Origin of the sequence: Chlorobium ferrooxidans DSM 13031 (genome assembly GCF_000168715.1) — a bacterium.
Taxonomy (GTDB): Bacteria; Bacteroidota; Chlorobiia; order Chlorobiales; family Chlorobiaceae; genus Chlorobium; species Chlorobium ferrooxidans.
Genome location: NZ_AASE01000014.1, coordinates 1 through 17,515, shown reverse-complemented (window position 1 = coordinate 17,515; position 17,515 = coordinate 1). Strand labels below are relative to the sequence as shown.

Genomic DNA, 17,515 nt, shown 5'->3' with positions numbered 1-17,515 from the left:
TATAATCAGCGAGCAAAATCACAGCATCAATGACGCTGCCGCTCCTGTCTCAAAACCGGTTTTGCAACAAACGAGCAGCGGATTATGCTCAGGGAAAGAGGATCAGCCTGCTCCTGCACGTTCATAACAGAGGTACTGACGCAATAGGTAATCACCAATTTGACCTGATACATACTTTTTCCTTAACCCTAAAAATATACACCCTATGTCTAAAGCCGAATTGATCGAGAAAATTGCCGCGCAGGCCAAACTGACCAAAGCAGATGCTGACCGGGCTCTCACGGCCTTTATCGGTATTGTAAAAGCCTCATTGAAAAACGGTAACGATGTGCCACTTGCCGGTTTCGGCACCTTCGCAACTGTAGACAGGGCTGCTCGTCAGGGACGCAATCCCCAGACCGGCAAAACCATAACCATTGCCGCAAAAAAAGTGGTAAAGTTCAGACCCGGGAAATCGCTGAAGGATGAAGTTGGCGGCTGACAGAAGCGTTTTGCAGTTTTTATAAAAAAGTCCATCATGCAACGAGGCATGATGGACTTTTTTTTTGCGGAGTTCAGCGCTCAGGAGGCAATGGAGATCTCCTTGACATACCTGGCCTGCAATCTCTGCTTGGAATCATCAAGCTCAAAATCCACTTCAGCATCCTGATTGAGAAACTTGAAGCGGTGTACGGAATCAATGGTGGAGTAGTGAACAAAAATATCCTCTCCCCCGTCAGGATTGACAATAAAGCCGTACCCTTTTTTGCCATCAAACCACTTTACGACACTTTTTGCCATAAGAGTACTATTTCAGATTGAATGAAGTCTATTGAACCAGCCCATACCCTGCAGGTATATCCCGCTTGCTCAACGAAGAGCGAGCTGAAACAGGAGCTGTACGATCTGCTGCGGGAAAAGAGCGCGTGAGCATACCGGATGCTCCTCATACCGCCCGCTCTGGTGCTTCAGCACGTTGTGCGTAACGTTGACCGCTTAAAATTGACGATAAAAACAAAAGAAGTAAATACCGGCAATACGGCATATTGCATACCATATTCATTCAGTAGAGCATGGGCTATTGAGGATAAACCCCGCCCATCATCAACAACGAGAGTGGTCACGCTATAGCGAAAAATACGATTTACGCCATTATCGCGCAAGCTTTACGTACTCACACGACTGTAAAAAGAGCTATAAACAAAGCCTTTCGTGATGGAATACCCTGTCAGCAAATGACGCGACTGAATTCTGACGTACTACCCGCCAAAGGGAACGTTTAGTGGCGGATTCTTGTAAATTATTGTAGTACAACGAAATATATGTTGAACTAATTTATTTGGATCAAACACGTTAAGAACGAGAAAATAATCTATATTGCCCTGCCTTTCATTCACCCTTTCCGCAGGTACGTTATTTTTTGGAAAGCTTGAGGGCTTTCAGAGAAATACTCAGTACGAGAGCTGAATTCACCACATTTACCTTTAAATCTTCACAGGAAACCCGGGTTCCTGAACAAAATGAACTACTCCAAAGAGTCAATTGCACTGCACCTCAAATCAAGAGGTAAAATCGAAATCCGATCAAAGGTCAGCCTTAAAACCAAAAACGATCTCTCTCTGGCCTACACTCCGGGAGTTGCTGCGGTCTGTACTGAAATCGGTCATGATAAAACCAAATCCTTCACCTTGACCAACCGGGCCAATCAGGTCGCGATAGTCTCTGACGGAACGGCTATACTGGGTCTGGGAAACCTCGGGCCTGAAGCCGCCATGCCGGTAATGGAAGGCAAATCCATAATCTTCAAGTCATTCGCGGATATTGATGCCATCCCCCTCTGCATAAACTCTACCGATGTCGACGATATCGTAAAATTCTGCAAGCTTATCGAGCCCAGTTTTGGAGGCATCAATCTGGAGGACATTTCCGCTCCGCGCTGTTTTGAGATCCTTGAACGGCTTGAAAACGAACTCTCCATTCCGGTTTTTCATGACGACCAGGACGGAACAGCCATTGTCACCCTTGCGGCAATGATCAATGCCTGCCGTGTAACCGGCCGTAATCTGAATGAACTCCATGTGGTCATCAATGGCGCCGGTGCTGCAGGTATTGCAATCGCAAGACTCCTGATCTATGCCGAAGTCAAGGATGTTGTGCTCGTTGATACCCAGGGCGCTATCTACGAAGGCCGGCCGGGAATGAATCCGATCAAACAGGCCATTGCCAGAGTCAGCAACAGGGCGAAGCATAAGGGTGATCTGCAGAGCACCATGACGGGTGCCGATGTTTTTGTCGGCGTATCAAAAGGAAACATCGTGACCGAGAGCATGGTAAAAGGGATGAAGAGTGAGCCGTTCATCTTTGCCATGGCAAATCCTACTCCTGAAATCATGCCTGATCTCGCATTCAGGGCCGGAGCATCCATTGTCGGCACCGGCCGATCCGACTTTCCCAATCAGGTCAATAACGCCCTGGTCTTCCCCGGACTCTTCAAAGGATTGCTGAAGACGGGTATCAAACAGGTCACTCCGGAGATAAAAATGGCGGTGGCCTCCTCAATCGCCTACTCCATCAAGCCTACACACGACAAGCTTATGCCGACAGCTTTCAACAAAAAGGTTGTCGAGAATATTGTTGCCGTCATTTCTGAAATCTCGCTGAACAGCGTCATTGCTCCGGCGGCCTGAAAACAATCCGGAAGAGGTTCTGCTTGCAGACTGTCGTCACCTGTTCAGATGACCGTCTGCAGTGAACCGGTTATGCGCAACCTCGGAATATGTGGTGGGCATAACAACCATACATATAGTCGAAGTTACCATAACGAACAATTGAACAATTATTTACCATATGCAATTTCACTCTTTGGACATTATAGAGCCAATTTTAAAATCGCTTCAGGAAGAGGGGTATACAACCCCGACCCCGATACAGGCCGAAGCGATTCCGATTGTACTTCAGGGCAATGACCTTCTTGGCTGTGCCCAGACAGGTACAGGAAAAACAGCGGCGTTTGCCATTCCGATTCTTCAGCTGCTGAGCGAGAGCCATAGCAATGAGAAAAAACGGAAAATCAGAAGCCTTATTCTCACCCCGACCAGAGAGCTTGCCATCCAGATCGGTGAAAGCTTCAGGGCCTACGGTCGTCATACCGGACTGAACAATACGGTCATCTTCGGAGGGGTCAATCAGAACCCCCAGATTTCAGCCTTGAGAAACGGAGTCGACATTGTTATTGCCACTCCGGGCCGACTGCTTGATCTCATGAATCAGGGATTTCTCAATTTGCGGGATGTTGAAATATTTGTGCTGGATGAAGCTGACCGCATGCTCGACATGGGTTTTATCCACGACATCAAAAAAGTACTGGCCGTACTGCCAAAGAAGAAACAATCCCTCTTCTTTTCAGCCACACTACCGCCGGAGATCGTCAGGCTTGCGGGCACCATACTGCATAACCCTTCCGAGGTCTCGGTAACCCCGATATCGTCAACCGTTGATATCATTCAGCAGCACATCTATTTTGTTGACAAGGGAAATAAAAACAGCCTTCTGGTTGATATTCTCAAAGATCAGAGTATTAAAACTGCTCTGGTCTTTACCCGCACAAAACACGGGGCTGACAAGGTCGTTAAATTCCTGTCGCATCATAATATCCGTGCCGAGGCCATTCATGGTAACAAGGCACAGAATGCCCGCCAGCGAGCGCTGTCGAACTTCAAGAACCAGACTACCCGTGTTCTGGTGGCAACGGATATCGCCGCCCGCGGCATTGACGTTGATGAACTGGAGTATGTGATCAACTTTGAGATCTCAAATATTGCTGAAACCTACGTCCACCGCATCGGAAGGACAGGAAGAGCCGGAGCAAAAGGCACGGCATACTCTTTTTGCGATGCCGAGGAGAAAGAGTACCTGCGGGATATTGAAAAACTGATCGGCAAAAAAATCCCCGTTATTGACAATCACCCCTTCCCCCTGATCGATCACAATCCGGTCAAGGCACCGAAACAGAACGGGAGAGGAAATTCAGGCCACCCCGGCCCGAAACCCCCGGCCAAAACTGCGCCGAAACGCTGGTCATCCAGACCGGGACGCACCAGGTAACCGGGAACACTGTAGCTCTCCTCCCTCAATTGAGCAGCAATCCCCGGTATCGAATTTTCCGAAATCAGATGCCGGGATATCTCTTCTCCCCCACCCCTCTCCTCTCTGTCCTAATGCCGGTCTGACAGCAGGTGCATGGTCTTCAGGCACCATCTCCATAAAAAAAGGGAAATAATCCACTACATTTGGTATTATTGAATTAACATCCTTGCGTCACCTCCCGAGGAGCCTGAATACCCGTTCATGAATAAAAAGAGAGTCACTGCAGAGCCATCATCAGAACTCCGGCTTCTTGCTGAACAACGACTGCGGGACAAGCTGAGTATTGATCCTGATGCATTGACGTCACCCCAGGATATGCGCCGTATTATCCATGAGCTCTCGGTTCATCAGCTTGAGCTTGAGATGCAGCAGGAAGAGCTTATGCATTCAAGAGCCGAACTTGAGAGCTCTCTTGATCATTACACGTCGCTTTATGACTTCTCCCCTCTTGGCTATCTGACTATTTCCAATAAGGGCAAAATCATCCAGGCCAACCTGACCTCATCCCGAATGCTCGGAGTGGAGCGCACCAGGTTGATCAATGAACCTTTCCTGCGCTTTATTGCTCCGGAGTACATTCCTGTATACAGAGCGCTCTTGGAGAGCATCTTCAAGCTGAAAGCACCGGGCTGCTGTGAAATAGTACTCCTGTCAGCTGAAGGCATTCCGGCTGCGGAAGCTCAAACTCCTCCACAGGGTCACAACGTTCGTGTGGAGGCTGTGCACCTCAGCAAGAGTGATGAATGCCAGCTGATTCTCTCCGATATTACCGAACTTCAAAAGCGGAGCCGCGCACTTCAGGCTATCAACAACTGCAATCAGGCTCTGCTGCATGCCCAATCCGAAGAGGAACTCTTGCAACAGATCTGCACCATTATCGTTGAAACCGGAGGGTACCGCATGACCTGGGTGGGTTATGCACTTGATGACGAGGAAAAAAGTGTTCTGCCTGTAGCCAAAGCCGGTTACGATGCGGGTTACCTTGAGACGCTCAAGGTCTCCTGGGGAGATAATGAACATGGACAGGGGCCCGGAGGGAGTGCTGTTCGCACCGGCAGGCCCTTTACCACAAGGAACATGCAGGCCGACCCCCGTTTCGCTCCATGGCGCAAAGAGGCTCTGGCGCGCGGATATATCTCCTCACTGGGGCTTCCCCTGAAAACTGATGATCATGTATTCGGGGTGTTGAATATCTATTCTGACAAGACCGATGCCTTTAACGATGAAGAGACGGCGCTGCTCTCCTCCATGGCCGACAATATGGCCTACGGAATCACGATGCAGCGAAACCGCAAGGAACGTGAAGAGGTGGATCTCAAAATAAAGCAGAGTGAAGCCCGCTACCGGAGTCTCTTTCAGAACAAACATACCGTCATGCTGATTGTGGATCCGGATAACGGCAGCATTATTGATGCCAATCCTGCCGCCGTCTCCTACTACGGCTGGACGCTTGAGGAGCTCTGCCGGATGAATATCAGCCAGATCAACTTACTGAGTGCTACCGAAATTCAGGCCGAAATGCAGCGAGCCAAAAAAGAGGAGCGTAACTATTTTATTTTCCGCCACTGCCTTGCCGACGGCTCTTTCCGTGATGTTGAGGTTGTAAGCGGCCCGATTACCATCCAGGGCAAGTCCCTGCTCTATTCGATCATCATTGACTTCACCGAGCGCAAACAATTCCAGGAGTCACTGATTGCCATTAATGAGCGGATGCATCTCATTATGTCGGCAACCAATGCCGGCACCTGGGAGAGTATGCTGGAAACCGGTACCAACATCTGGTCTGAGGAATTATGGAAACTCTTCGGACTCGAACCGCACAGCGTTGAAGCTACCATTGACAACTGGCTGGAGACCATCACTCCGGAAGACCGGGAAAAGATACAGATGGAGTACCGAGACGCAATAGAGAACGGGAGTGAATTCAACAGCATCTGGCGTACACGTCAGGTTGACGGCTCCTTTCGATGGCTCATGTCAAGGGGAACGCCATACAGGAATTCCGGGGGAAAGGTGGTCCGTTTTGCCGCTATTGTGATTGATATTTCCGAGAGGAAAAAGGAAGAGGAAGAGAAAAACATGCTTGAGTCGCGACTCCGCAAGTCCCAGCGCCTTGAAACCATAGGAACACTTGCCGGCGGCATTGCCCATGATTTCAACAACCTGCTCACCCCGATACTCGGATATGCAGAGATGGGTATCATGAACCTGTCGAGTGAGGAGCCGTTGCACGAATATTTCAATGAGATCATGATGGCGGCCGAACGGGCACGGCATCTGGTATCGCAAATCCTCACCTTCAGCAAGTCTCAGGAGAGCACTACCGCAATCGTAAGCGTTCAGGCCGTTATAGAGGAGGCCCTGAAACTTCTCAGGCCATCAATCCCCGTGACCATCGGAATTGAGCAGCACATTGACACAAACTGCCGCAATATTCTGGCTGACTCATCGAAACTTCATCAGGTTATTGTCAACCTCTGTACCAACGCCTTCCAGGCTATGGAAGCGTCCGGCGGAGTGCTGACCATAGAGCTCAGGGAGATCATGCTTGACAACAATACGCAGAGGCTTTTTCCGAAACTTGATGCGAAAAGGTGTCTGCAGCTCACGGTTTCAGATACCGGCACCGGCATGGATGAAGCTACAATGGAGAGAATCTTCGAACCATTCTTCACCACAAAAATGGTCAATAAAGGAACAGGTCTCGGCCTCTCGGTTGTTCATGGCATCATCAAAAGTTTCAGGGGGGAGATTGCTGTTGAAAGTCATGTAGGAAAAGGAACCTCTTTCAAGATTTATCTTCCGCTGGTTGACGAAAAGAGCGAAAAGAGACAAGCAAACAGCACACACGCCAATGGGCACGGAACCATTCTCCTCGTTGACGATGAACAGGCTGCCCTGAAGGTGATGTCGCTCATGATTACAAAACTGGGTTTCAATGTAGATGCCCGGAACTCCCCGCTGCAGGCACTTGAAGTGTTCAGGCGGCAGCCCGAACAGTTCGACCTGCTCATTACCGACCTTACCATGCCGGAAATGACCGGGTTTGAGCTGGCTGAAGAGATCCATAAAACAGATCCGAAACTCCCCATAATCATGATTTCCGGCTATGGGAAAAATGTGCATGACCTCTCGACCATCAATCGGGTCGGTATCACCAGGACACTGAATAAACCGGTTCAGATGGTGCAGATAGCATCAGCAATACATGAAGTGCTGCCGGTCACTCAGGATCCTGCTCCCTGAAAAACAGGACTCTACCTCGAAAAATGACGGAACGGGAAGTATCGAGCCCTCACGCTTCCAAAACGCCCGAACAGGAGGGAGAAGAGATAAAATCCCCCCAGTATCAGAATTATGGAGGGTCCGGAAGGGAGATTCCAGCTGAAAGCCATGATAAGGCCGAGCAGTGATCCGCTGACAGCCAGGGCAACAGCGAGAGCAAGCATGCTTCGCATATGCTGTGTCCAGAACTGTGAAGCAATAGCCGGAACAAGCATAAGTCCTGCCGACATCAGCGTCCCCATCGCCTGATAGTTCGCGACCATATTCAGTACGGTAAGGGTAATAAAAACCGCATGCACCACTCCTCCGTTTCCCCGTACGGTGCGCAGAAAAACAGGGTCAAATGACTCGACAACAAGCGTACGATAGATCAGAAGAAGCGCCAGAAGCGTCAATGCACTGATAACGGCCATAACGGAAAGGATCTGTTCATCCAGTAACCGGGCATCACCAAAAAGAATATCCTCCAGATCCTGAGCCGTCCCATGCAGCGAGATCATCAACACGCCCGAGGCCACGGCTATCAGATAGAGCGCTGCAAAAGAAGCATCTTCACGCAAGGCGGTAAAACGCGATACCACCCCGGCCAGCAGTGCAACCGTCAACCCCGCAGCCAAACCACCGATACTCATTGCCGGAATCGACATGCCGAAGAGAATAAAAGCCGCCGCAACACCGGGCAGAATAGCGTGCGCCATAATGTCACCGAGCAGACTCATGCGGCGAAGGACAAGAAATACACCCAGCGGGGCACTGCTGCATGAGACCAGAATCGCTCCAATCAATGCCCGCTTCATTGCAGGATCCTGCAGAAATTCACTATGCACTCCGCTCCTCCTCCCCGTTGATTTCACAGCGTTCAAGTGACTCCTGCCAGCTCCCACTTCGTTCAAGCGCGGCGTCAAGATTTTCCTGAGTGAGCACATCGGCAGTATTACCCCAGGCAATAAGCTCTCTGGAGAGCAGCAGTGATTGAGGAAAATGGGCACGAACCAGATTGAGATCATGCATGACACAGATGATCGTAACACCATTTCGACACCACTGTTTCAGCTGCTGCATTAGTTCAAGGGTTGTATGACCGTCAATTGCCGCAAAGGGCTCGTCAAGCAGAATCAGGCGTGCGCGCTGCACAATAATGCGGGCAAAAAGCACACGCTGCCACTGACCGGTGGAGAGCGAAACAACAGGTCTGGAGGCGAACGCTGCCATATCAACCTCGGCAAGAGCATCCAGAGCCTCTTTTCTGTGCAATTTACCCATAGGTGCAAAAGCGCCGGTTCTCGACCAGTTACCAAGCAGAACGACATCAAGAACCGAAATCGGAAAGGTACGGTCAATTTCAAACTGCTGCGGCAGATAGGCAATTTCATCAGGCTTGACGCCGCCAAAATCAATACGGCCGGTCATCAAGGGAACAAAGCCGACAAGGGCTTTAAGCAGGGTGCTCTTCCCGCCTCCATTCGGCCCTGAAACCGCCGTGAGTGAGGCATCAGCAAACGAACCGCTGAGGTGATGTACAACCGGATGGCGGTCATACCCTGCGGTTACATTGTTTATTGTTATGCTCACTGGCAGACGGTATAATTCATGGTTCAATGTAAAAGCATGCCTTAAGGGGCTCTCCCTGAACGGTATTGCAATAAAGTGGTGCCGGAGCGATTGCTAAAAAGATAAAGTGATGGTAATTTAACAGCTCTGCACTCTTTCATTGCAAGCGTATCACAGACTCAATTTTCATCCAAGGGAACCAATGAACAAAAACATAGGGAAATATGACAAAGGCATCCGCATAATCATTGGCGTGTCGATTATGTTTATCGGCATCATAAACCAGTCATGGTGGGGAGCGATCGGCCTCATACCTATTCTGACTGCACTTGCCGGATTCTGCCCCCTCTATACGCTCCTGAAAATTTCCTCCTGCAACTCCTGCACGGTCAGTGAAAAACCGGCAAAAACAGGCACACCCAAACCCTGACAAGCATAACTACACGGCCTGACCCCTTTTTTTCATCGATCATAACGCACTCGATTCAGCAGTTAAAGCCGGTTATCGGCCCGGTTTTAACTGCTTTTTTATCAGGCTCCCGACCATACCCCTGAAAAAGCCTGGCTCACACGAGCGCTCTTCAGACTCTCTGTACACCTCTTCATCTGCTAAATGTTCATAAGTCGCTGAATATCAAGCAGTTGTTCATCAATTCGGTGGCAAAGTTTTACTGCGATTTTAAAGGGTACCTGTACAATTTTATCCCTGGCAATTCCGATCATGATATTTTTTTCTCCGGCAAGCAAGGCCTCAATAGCCGCAACACCCATTCTTGTCGCATTTATCCGGTCATCAGCTGTAGGGTTTCCTCCTCGCTGTATATGGCCGAGAATGGAAACCCGGACTTCCAGCTCGGGATGATCCAGGCGCACACGTTCGGCGATTTTCATGGCGCCACCGGATTCATCACCCTCTGCAACAATGACAATTCCGCTGCTCTCCTTGTTTTTATAGCCGTGTTTCAGAAAATCATGCAGCTTTCCCCCCTCCGCATTCGACTCGGGAATCAGTATCACCTCTGCCCCGCAGGCAATTCCGCTGTGCAGAGCAAGCTGACCGGCCTCCCGACCCATCACCTCCACAAAAAATATCCGGCCATGCGAGCGCGCTGTGTCCCTTATTTTATCGACCGCCTCCACTACCGTGTTCAATGCCGTCTCAAAGCCGATGGTGTAATCGGTACCATACATATCATTGTCTATGGTGGCCGGAATACCGACAAACGAAACCGGATACTCCTGTGACATCTCCTGAGCACCTCTGAATGAGCCGTCGCCGCCGATAACCACAACGGCATCAATAGCAGCATTTTTCAACTGCTCATAGGCCCTGCTGCGGCCTTCCGGAGTTCTGAAGGCATTACTCCGGGCCGTTCGAAGCATGGTTCCGCCCAGATGAATTATACCGCTCACATCCGAGGCATAAAGGGGCTGGAAATCCCCTTCAATCATCCCCTGATACCCCCGGCGGATGCCGATTACCTCAAGATTGGCGGCTATGGCGGCTCGCGTTACCGCCCGAATGGCGGCATTCATTCCCGGTGCATCACCGCCGGAGGTAAAGAGTGCAATCCTGCTGAGTGCCGACCGGTTCATCTTTTCTGCTGTTTTCATCGCTTCTCCGCTTGACATCTATTTTGAGTACCGCCGCTCATGAAGGGGTGCGGCACGGTGTTGTAAAGCCGCCCGGCGGCTCCTTATTTTCTGGCGCCTGCCGATCTTTGTGCCGCCGAGAGTTTCCCGCCATAATGACCGAGCAGCACCACCACCGGGAGCATGGATACGAGCAGTGCAATATAGAGCCAGTGCAGCATACCCTCCTGATGCATCACCCCGGGCACGCCCAGACGGATAGAAACCGTCGTGGCACAGAGTATAAAAAGCAGAATGGAGAGGCGTATTTTTTTTATAAATATGGGCGCTTTTGCCGCCTTGTACTTCGTTTTCCAGTCATAAATGCCGGAAACAAAGGAGACCGGAATGGCCATCAGCACGATAACAAGCAGGTGACTGACGGTATGCTCAAAATAAACATCGCCTGAAGAGAGTGAGAGCAGAAGAAATAGCACGGCAACAGGAATCAGACCGTTGCTGAAATGGGCAGCAATGGCATGAGGAAACAGGGTCTTTTTCATCTCCAGGAGAAAGGCTTTGAGCATAAAGGCATTCGTTTGAAATGAAAAGAGCTGCCGCCGGCAAAAGAAAAGGTGTTGAACAGCCTCAGAACATGGAGTGCTCACCGAGCTCCTGGCCTGCAAGCCCCTCCTGAAGTACCCGCTTGTAAAAATCGCGCAGGGTATCACTGCCGTAGGAAGGGGTGATCTCTGCATCGTACTTGCCGGTAACCGGGTTCAGCACCAGCATGGACTCCGAACAATAGTATTTGCCGATACGGGCAAACTCGGCCTTGTCCTCAAGTTTCGGAAAAATTCTGGCCAGCAGGGTCATCACAGGAATGATAACATCAAACATCTGTATCGGCATATTTTTGAACTTCGGCACAAGACCAAGAAGTTCAAACAGCAGTTCGCCCTGCTCCCTTGCTGTAATAGCCCTGCCCGGTCCGCCGATGGGGAGAATCCTGTTTTGCTTTGAGGGATCATCAAGACAATCGGCAATAAAACGGGCCAGATCCCGCTCGCTGATCGGCTTGCAGGCGGTCAATTCACCGTTGCCGAACACAACATATGGTTTTCCTTTTTTTACCGCTTCAACCTGACCGGCTATGGATTTAAAAAAAGCGGTCGGTCGCACAATTGACCAGGTCAGCCCGGACTCCTGTAGCTCCTTCTCGAACTTCAGCTTGGCTCTCTGGAACTCGAGCAGCGGCTTCTGGACACAGATCGCCGAAAGCAGCACAAAGTGCCCTGCTCCGGCAGCTTTGGCTGCATCAAGTGCATTGCGGGTTGCCTGATAATCGATATTCCATGAATCCTTCACTCCCCCGTTGCGAGAGGTCAGGCATGAGACCACAACATCAAAATGCTCGCCCCGGATACCACTCTGCATGAGGGAGTCCAGGCTGCTCACGTCACCGAACCGTACTTCGGAGCCCTTGAGCTGCACGCGAAGCTCATCAGCTTTGGTCATGGCTCCGACCCCCGAGCGCTCCCGGGCAAAACTCACCACCTCATAGCCTCTCGATACCAGTTCACGGACAACAAATTTGCCGATATAACCGGTGGCACCGACAACAAACACACGTTTTGGAGTTACTGCCTGAGAGTGGGATGAACTATTCACGTACAGGAGATGGTTTTTTAATTCATTGCAGGAAATTTCCCCGCAAGCGAAATGCAATAGCTGAAAATACGGCTTATTATCCGCTCTTCAAACCCCCATTGCCCCGTTAATGCCAACTCATTCCACTCTTTCGGCAACAGAGCCCGATGAGCTCGTTCCGGATTCTCCGAACGAGATCCGGTGTAAAGGTGCAATCAATAGCGGGTAAAGAGTGTTTGATTTCATGAAAACCGGATTCATACTGGAGCGGCATTGCCCTTAAATGAACATCCGGAAAAGAGAAAGCATGCGCACAACTCGTTTAATGTGAACAACCGGGGAGATGAAAAAAGCACTCCTGATTACCACCCTTATCCTGGGACTCCTTGCTTCGGGTCTCTACTATCTTTTAAGAAAGAATAGTACTGCGCCTCCTGCTGCGATCAATGAAAAAATCATTATCGATATTCCGCAATCCACCTTCAATATTCCGATCATTATTGAGATTAACAGCCTTGCCGACTACCTCAACCAAAAAATCACAGGGAAGTTCCTGGAGACTACCCTTATTCTTCAGGAGTCCGAAAAAGAGCAGATCCTGCTCACGCTCACCAAAGCCGGCAGCATCAACATCACCTCCACCGGCCGGGAACTGCTCTGCACCCTGCCCTTGACCGTTGATGCCACCCTGCTCGACAGCCGGTTCGGCAAAACGCTCTCCAGGCTCGTCTCCCCCTTTCACACCAGCATTATCCTCACGCTCTCAACACCCATCGATCTCGACAGAAACTGGAGACTGAAAACGAAATTCACCATGAGGGAGCATCAATGGGTAAGCGAACCGGTCATCAAACTGGGACCATTCAAAAAAAACATCCGGAAGCAGCTCGATGATGCCATAAGCCAGAACAGCAAGAGCCTGACATCAATGGTTGACCAGGAGATCAACAAGGCCGCCTCACTGCGAAAAACCGTTGCCCATGTATGGCATGACCTGCAAAAGCCGATTCGCATCTCCAGCTACCCTGCTCCGGTCTGGATACGGTTTAACTGCAGCGATATCAGTGGCAATATCAAGCTGCAGAAGAGCGCCATTGTCTGCTTTGCCAGTGTAAAAGCAAAAATGCTTCTTGTAACCGACACAACCGCACAGGCAGCTCACCATCGTCTGCCGGATTACAGAGAGCTGGCCACCCGGGAGAAACAGCCGGAATCGGATCTTTTCATCTATGCAAGCACCTCATTTGATGAAATCAATCAGCAGTTAAACCGGATGCTGCACGGAACTGAAATCCTCTCCAAGGGATACCGCATCTCCATACTTGATATCCGCGCCTACACCTCGACGGAAGGATTAACGGTTGCGGTAGATACCGGAGGGGATCTGGATGGCCGTTTTTATCTGAGCGGTCATCCGGTTTTTGATATTACGACACAGAGGCTGAACGTGCAGAATTTTGACTTTACCGTGAACTCAGGCAGCCTGCTGGTAGAGAGAGGGGATGAGGTGCTGCACGATCTGTTGCGGGAACGTATTGCATCGAAGCTTAACCTTGGTCTGGATACCCTGATTATGAAATTGCCCGCCCTCATCAACCATGCCATCGCAAAGGGAAAGACCGGGCGGACGATAGACCTCAGGGTTGAAAATCTGGATATCAAAAAGTGCGACATCCTGATGGGGAAGGAGATGATCCACTTTATCATCAACGCGGAAACCGAAACGACAATCAGGCTGAAAAAAATCAAGGCCGGCAGGGCAATAAGGATCCACTGAAAAGAGGCCGGCCGGGTTCACAATCCCGGAAATACCGGAGCCTCCCACTCATCGCACAGATCCCAGTCCCTCCCCTTTATTTCGCCCGGCGGGGTTCCCCTCAGATAGAGAGTGCGGGTTGCCGGATCCTCTCCGAGCCACTCGCAGGGCATCTGCAATCCCCCATGCAACCCTTCATACACACAGAGATCCTTCCACTGCCGTACGCCATCCTTTTCGGTGTAACACTCAAACCCCATTTTCCACCAGGCTTTGAGCAGCGCATCCATCGCACCGGGGTTCATGGCACCATCACGAAACAGATGATCATCAAACCAGACCCTGCCACCGATCGCCCTCTTGTGATCGCTGAGGCATTGTTCCCACCCTCCGGGATACTTCTCTTCAATGATTGCAACAGGTACAATCAGATCGATAAACTCGGTCATGACAGCCATAACAGTGATCCTATACTTCTTCGCCGTTAATAAGCAGGATTACCGGCCGGTCATCACCCAGCAACTCCGTCACCTCCTGTGACCACTCACGGGAAGCAACTTCAAGTGCATCAATCACATAGTCCTCAAATTCATCAAGGAGTGTTTCAGCCCCGTTAAACTCTTCGGGTGAAGTAACCTCGATGAGAATACTCGGCTCGGCTTCCTTGCCCTCGCCATAGGAGTCAAAGAGGATGACCACGTCACCATCCTTCGAACCCGTCAACGGAAGCAGCTTCCCCTTTGCGATAATCTCCTGTCGTATGCGCTCCAGATCGGCGGCTACGGTGGCAAATCTCGGATCTTCATGAAGATTTATACTGTCACTCATTTTTTACGCTTTTACATTAAAATTAATAATCAATATTCTGTAAAATAACCATTTACGGCCTAAAATCTATTGCAGGAGGAATATTGGATCAAACCTTCCCGCAGAATCAGCCCCTTCTCGCCATGAGTCAGTACAACCTTGATCGATAAATATATATGTCGTAACTTTATAATAATATATATGTGATATACAAATCATCGTTTATCCTGTTTTAACAAACATTCATGGAGGAATTATGAAAAAAGGATGGAAAATTCTCACCGGCATTGCTGCGGTGATTGTCCTTCTTCTCGCTGTAGTGATGTTTGCCACGTCAGGAATGAGGTCAACTGCCAATGACTTTTTCGGTGCCGTGAAACAGCAGGATATGACAAAGGCCCGGACCTATCTCTCCGAGGAGTTCAAGGCAAGTACCAATGAAGAGACCCTGAAAGAGTTTCTGTCAAGAAGTGCCCTCCTGAACTTTAAAGAGGCTAAATGGGCCGAGAGCAGCATAAACGGCGGCAGGGGTGAACTCAACGGCACCATTACCACTGAAACAGGCGGCAATATCCCCATCAAGCTTATGTTCATCAAGGAGAATGATGAGTGGAAAATTTATGCCATGCAAAAACCGACCGCCGGTCTTCAGCCATCTGAAACTTCAGAAGCCTCGGCAGGAACCACACCGAAAAAATCGGCGACAACCGTTCCCGGCAAAACTGAGCAGATAGCCCTCGCCAGACAGTCCATGCATGACTTTGCGCTCTCGATAAAGAGCAAAAACATGGCGCACTTCAGAAGCACCATCTCAAACATGTGGCAATCACAGTTCACAACCGAAAAGCTGAACGAAGGCTATGCTCCGATAATCAAAGCCGATATCGATCTGACCGTACTTGATCCCCTTGAGCCGATCCTTGACCAGGAGGCATCAATCAATCAGGACGGGGTGCTTATCATCAAAGGCCACTACCCGACAAAACCAAGTGTAGTCTCATTTGAGTCCAAGTATATCTATGAAGGTATTTCCTGGAAGCTGATCGGATTTTTCCTCGATATCAAATGATCCATCCGGCGATCTTCTGAAACACGACATTTCCGCTATCTGCAAAGCCGTCCGTTGCGTTAACGGACGGCTTTCCTGTTGTTATCGATCGCTCCACAAGAGCAAGAGAGTTATGACAGCTCAGCGTGTGTATCGATTTTTTCAAATCTGTTGTAGGCAAAGGTGATGCCGATGGCAAAAAGCATTGCCCCGACACCGAGAAGCACATCAATGTAGGGCGGAGCGGTAAGTGCAAGCCGTACAACCACCGTGGCCACGGCAAACCCGGAGTTACGAAATACAATCTGATAGTTTGAACTGTAGCGGAGCGAAACCAGTACCAGCAGCACATCGCTGAAAACAAGAATTGTGTAGAACAGTGCAAAAAAATCAAATACAGGCTCACCGCCCAGATAAAGGAGCGCATCGGCAATACCCATTCCGCTGAAAACACAGAGAAGCAGAAGGGATACAAATTTTTTTGAGGAGATAAACTCGGTTGTAACGGTGATGCTTTGATTCAAAACTCGGTGTTTCTGGAGTTTGTAATAGAGTCCGAGCAGGAGGAATAACAAAAGCGCGCCGCCGGCATAGGAGAGGATATGCATAACCGGCTCCGGGGTCTCTGCCCAGATAAGCGGCTCTTTAAAGTAGATGATCTCCTTGAACGAGTGTCGCAGCAGAATAAGCGAAAGAATCTCGAACTGTTTGCCGACCGAATCTGAAACCGAGTTCGCAACGCTGAATACCAGAGCAAGTACCTCAATGGCAAGCAGCATGGAAAAGGCAATATTGATGGCATAATAGTGGCTTGTGGGCAGAACTGAGGCCAGGGCATCCGGCAGCCAACCCTGACGGCGAAGCTCGATCACGACAAGTGCTCCTAGAAAGGTGATAATCAGAAGGTTGGCCGCAGCCCGTTCGGTGCGCTTGTGCTCCCAGAAGTGCTCCAGACTGTCAAAGAGAATGTCAACCCGATTCAGAATTGTGATCATGCCCCTCTCCCTGTTTGTTGAATCAATCGGTGGCGCCCCGTCTCATTGTCCTTACCGCATACCCTGTATGCCCGCTTTACCGGTGAACAACCTATCGATAAAGCTTCTGCTATTCCCCTAAACCTCCATTGCACGATCCATAATCGGCAGAAAAAAAGTACTCCGGGCAATAATCAGTAAATAAATAAACGGACTTTTCGCCGNCAAAACAACACAACCCTTGCAAGCCGGAAGATCATTTATAGTATATTTACCCTGATTGCTGCATGGCACTTTTATTTTCAGGGAGCTGCCAGCAGTTTTACACCAATTTTTTTCCGGTACAACTCCCCTCATCAACATAAACAACCCTTCAACTATGGCAAACGAAAACGGCGGCGTCTTTTCCGACCTCTTCAATGCATTCGGCGCTCTGGTACAGAGTCTTGCTGACACCCTGACCAGCAGCGTATCTTCTGCATCGACGGTCGTCCAGTCATGCACAGAGCTCTGTGTCAACATCGTCACAAACACGGCCAACACGGCCCTGCAGCTTGTCCAGAATGTAGCAAACGGCATCTCTTCGGCCATCACACCGAAAAAGTAAGCACGTTCACATTACCAACAAACGCCCTTATCCTCACGGTTCAGGGCGTTTGTCTTTTTGCGGCGCATAGCGCATAGTTCATATCGTTCTGCACGCTCTCTTAACCGCTAAAAACCTCCCCCTGCTGCATCCCCTTGAGT

At 49.9% G+C, this 17,515-nt stretch carries 17 protein-coding genes; 8 read left to right on the top strand and 9 right to left on the bottom strand.

Features of this window, described 5'->3' with window-relative positions; all coding sequences use genetic code 11:
• The first annotated feature begins 196 nt into the window (after window positions 1–196).
• The gene (locus CFERDRAFT_RS07670; RefSeq protein ID WP_255372200.1) at window positions 197–481 is read left to right on the top strand and encodes an HU family DNA-binding protein; all 285 of its coding nucleotides are present in this window, start codon (window positions 197–199) and stop codon (window positions 479–481) included.
• An 80-nt stretch (window positions 482–561) separates the two neighbouring features.
• Here CFERDRAFT_RS07670 and CFERDRAFT_RS07665 read toward each other — a convergent pair whose 3' ends face one another.
• Window positions 562–780, bottom strand: a complete 219-nt coding sequence (locus tag CFERDRAFT_RS07665) for a cold-shock protein (RefSeq protein ID WP_006366640.1) — start codon at window positions 778–780, stop codon at window positions 562–564.
• A gap of 719 nt (window positions 781–1,499) precedes the next feature.
• On the opposite strand from CFERDRAFT_RS07665, the gene CFERDRAFT_RS07660 reads away from it, so the two are divergent.
• The 3 genes from CFERDRAFT_RS07660 (at window position 1,500) to CFERDRAFT_RS11735 (ending at window position 7,371) form a co-directional block, all read left to right on the top strand.
• Entirely contained in the window at window positions 1,500–2,666 is a 1,167-nt protein-coding gene (locus tag CFERDRAFT_RS07660) for an NAD(P)-dependent malic enzyme (protein ID WP_006366639.1), read from the top strand.
• A gap of 160 nt (window positions 2,667–2,826) precedes the next feature.
• Complete coding sequence (locus tag CFERDRAFT_RS07655; protein WP_006366638.1) at window positions 2,827–4,083, top strand: DEAD/DEAH box helicase; 1,257 nt, start codon at window positions 2,827–2,829, stop codon at window positions 4,081–4,083.
• A 243-nt stretch (window positions 4,084–4,326) separates the two neighbouring features.
• Window positions 4,327–7,371, top strand: a complete 3,045-nt coding sequence (locus CFERDRAFT_RS11735) for a hybrid sensor histidine kinase/response regulator (protein WP_006366637.1) — start codon at window positions 4,327–4,329, stop codon at window positions 7,369–7,371.
• A gap of 11 nt (window positions 7,372–7,382) precedes the next feature.
• Here CFERDRAFT_RS11735 and CFERDRAFT_RS07645 read toward each other — a convergent pair whose 3' ends face one another.
• Both CFERDRAFT_RS07645 and CFERDRAFT_RS07640 read right to left on the bottom strand, forming a co-directional pair.
• The gene (locus tag CFERDRAFT_RS07645; RefSeq protein WP_040433474.1) at window positions 7,383–8,237 is read right to left on the bottom strand and encodes a metal ABC transporter permease; all 855 of its coding nucleotides are present in this window, start codon (window positions 8,235–8,237) and stop codon (window positions 7,383–7,385) included.
• Window positions 8,230–8,982 (bottom strand): metal ABC transporter ATP-binding protein, encoded by a 753-nt coding sequence (locus tag CFERDRAFT_RS07640; protein ID WP_006366635.1) that lies wholly within the window; start codon window positions 8,980–8,982, stop codon window positions 8,230–8,232. Before CFERDRAFT_RS07640 ends, CFERDRAFT_RS07645 begins: the two co-directional genes overlap by 8 nt.
• 181 nt (window positions 8,983–9,163) lie before the next feature.
• Here CFERDRAFT_RS07640 and CFERDRAFT_RS07635 point away from each other — a divergent pair, with 181 nt between their 5' ends.
• Entirely contained in the window at window positions 9,164–9,391 is a 228-nt protein-coding gene (locus CFERDRAFT_RS07635; protein ID WP_040433472.1) for a YgaP family membrane protein, read from the top strand.
• A gap of 179 nt (window positions 9,392–9,570) precedes the next feature.
• Here CFERDRAFT_RS07635 and pfkA read toward each other — a convergent pair whose 3' ends face one another.
• The 3 genes from pfkA to CFERDRAFT_RS07620 all read right to left on the bottom strand — a co-directional run bounded on the left by pfkA (window position 9,571) and on the right by CFERDRAFT_RS07620 (window position 12,204).
• Window positions 9,571–10,575, bottom strand: a complete 1,005-nt coding sequence (gene pfkA, locus CFERDRAFT_RS07630) for a 6-phosphofructokinase (protein WP_006366634.1) — start codon at window positions 10,573–10,575, stop codon at window positions 9,571–9,573.
• An 83-nt stretch (window positions 10,576–10,658) separates the two neighbouring features.
• A complete protein-coding gene (locus CFERDRAFT_RS07625; protein WP_040433470.1) occupies window positions 10,659–11,120 on the bottom strand; it encodes a hypothetical protein in 462 nt (153 codons plus the stop codon).
• A 61-nt stretch (window positions 11,121–11,181) separates the two neighbouring features.
• On the bottom strand, window positions 11,182–12,204 hold the full coding sequence (locus CFERDRAFT_RS07620) for an NAD(P)H-binding protein (RefSeq protein ID WP_006366632.1): 1,023 nt from the start codon (window positions 12,202–12,204) through the stop codon (window positions 11,182–11,184).
• Window positions 12,205–12,526: 322 nt separating this feature from the next.
• Here CFERDRAFT_RS07620 and CFERDRAFT_RS07615 point away from each other — a divergent pair, with 322 nt between their 5' ends.
• Window positions 12,527–13,960, top strand: a complete 1,434-nt coding sequence (locus tag CFERDRAFT_RS07615) for a DUF4403 family protein (RefSeq protein ID WP_006366631.1) — start codon at window positions 12,527–12,529, stop codon at window positions 13,958–13,960.
• Between the two features lie 17 nt (window positions 13,961–13,977).
• Here the strand turns inward: CFERDRAFT_RS07615 and CFERDRAFT_RS07610 are convergent, their stop codons facing one another.
• Together CFERDRAFT_RS07610 and CFERDRAFT_RS07605 are read right to left on the bottom strand one after the other, a co-directional pair.
• Window positions 13,978–14,397 (bottom strand): hypothetical protein, encoded by a 420-nt coding sequence (locus CFERDRAFT_RS07610; protein ID WP_006366630.1) that lies wholly within the window; start codon window positions 14,395–14,397, stop codon window positions 13,978–13,980.
• Between the two features lie 10 nt (window positions 14,398–14,407).
• Window positions 14,408–14,767, bottom strand: a complete 360-nt coding sequence (locus tag CFERDRAFT_RS07605) for a hypothetical protein (protein ID WP_006366629.1) — start codon at window positions 14,765–14,767, stop codon at window positions 14,408–14,410.
• A gap of 235 nt (window positions 14,768–15,002) precedes the next feature.
• On the opposite strand from CFERDRAFT_RS07605, the gene CFERDRAFT_RS07600 reads away from it, so the two are divergent.
• Window positions 15,003–15,815: a nuclear transport factor 2 family protein gene (locus CFERDRAFT_RS07600; protein ID WP_006366628.1), complete on the top strand. Its 813-nt coding sequence runs from the start codon at window positions 15,003–15,005 to the stop codon at window positions 15,813–15,815.
• Window positions 15,816–15,925: 110 nt separating this feature from the next.
• Here CFERDRAFT_RS07600 and CFERDRAFT_RS07595 read toward each other — a convergent pair whose 3' ends face one another.
• Entirely contained in the window at window positions 15,926–16,789 is an 864-nt protein-coding gene (locus tag CFERDRAFT_RS07595; protein WP_006366627.1) for a hypothetical protein, read from the bottom strand.
• A gap of 358 nt (window positions 16,790–17,147) precedes the next feature.
• On the opposite strand from CFERDRAFT_RS07595, the gene CFERDRAFT_RS07590 reads away from it, so the two are divergent.
• Window positions 17,148–17,375, top strand: a complete 228-nt coding sequence (locus CFERDRAFT_RS07590) for a hypothetical protein (protein WP_040433469.1) — start codon at window positions 17,148–17,150, stop codon at window positions 17,373–17,375.
• Window positions 17,376–17,515: the final 140 nt, after the last annotated feature.

What these genes read in the sequence shown, in the direction of transcription:
- CFERDRAFT_RS07665 (WP_006366640.1), bottom strand. Translation starts at nt 780, where the DNA reads ATGGCAAAAAGTGTCGTAAAGTGGTTTGATGGCAAAAAAGGGTACGGC.
- CFERDRAFT_RS07660 (WP_006366639.1), top strand. Translation starts at nt 1,500, where the DNA reads ATGAACTACTCCAAAGAGTCAATTGCACTGCACCTCAAATCAAGAGGT.
- CFERDRAFT_RS07655 (WP_006366638.1), top strand. Translation starts at nt 2,827, where the DNA reads ATGCAATTTCACTCTTTGGACATTATAGAGCCAATTTTAAAATCGCTT.
- CFERDRAFT_RS11735 (WP_006366637.1), top strand. Translation starts at nt 4,327, where the DNA reads ATGAATAAAAAGAGAGTCACTGCAGAGCCATCATCAGAACTCCGGCTT.
- CFERDRAFT_RS07635 (WP_040433472.1), top strand. Translation starts at nt 9,164, where the DNA reads ATGAACAAAAACATAGGGAAATATGACAAAGGCATCCGCATAATCATT.
- pfkA (WP_006366634.1), bottom strand. Translation starts at nt 10,575, where the DNA reads ATGAAAACAGCAGAAAAGATGAACCGGTCGGCACTCAGCAGGATTGCA.
- CFERDRAFT_RS07625 (WP_040433470.1), bottom strand. Translation starts at nt 11,120, where the DNA reads ATGCTCAAAGCCTTTCTCCTGGAGATGAAAAAGACCCTGTTTCCTCAT.
- CFERDRAFT_RS07615 (WP_006366631.1), top strand. Translation starts at nt 12,527, where the DNA reads ATGAAAAAAGCACTCCTGATTACCACCCTTATCCTGGGACTCCTTGCT.
- CFERDRAFT_RS07610 (WP_006366630.1), bottom strand. Translation starts at nt 14,397, where the DNA reads ATGGCTGTCATGACCGAGTTTATCGATCTGATTGTACCTGTTGCAATC.
- CFERDRAFT_RS07605 (WP_006366629.1), bottom strand. Translation starts at nt 14,767, where the DNA reads ATGAGTGACAGTATAAATCTTCATGAAGATCCGAGATTTGCCACCGTA.
- CFERDRAFT_RS07600 (WP_006366628.1), top strand. Translation starts at nt 15,003, where the DNA reads ATGAAAAAAGGATGGAAAATTCTCACCGGCATTGCTGCGGTGATTGTC.
- CFERDRAFT_RS07595 (WP_006366627.1), bottom strand. Translation starts at nt 16,789, where the DNA reads ATGATCACAATTCTGAATCGGGTTGACATTCTCTTTGACAGTCTGGAG.
- CFERDRAFT_RS07590 (WP_040433469.1), top strand. Translation starts at nt 17,148, where the DNA reads ATGGCAAACGAAAACGGCGGCGTCTTTTCCGACCTCTTCAATGCATTC.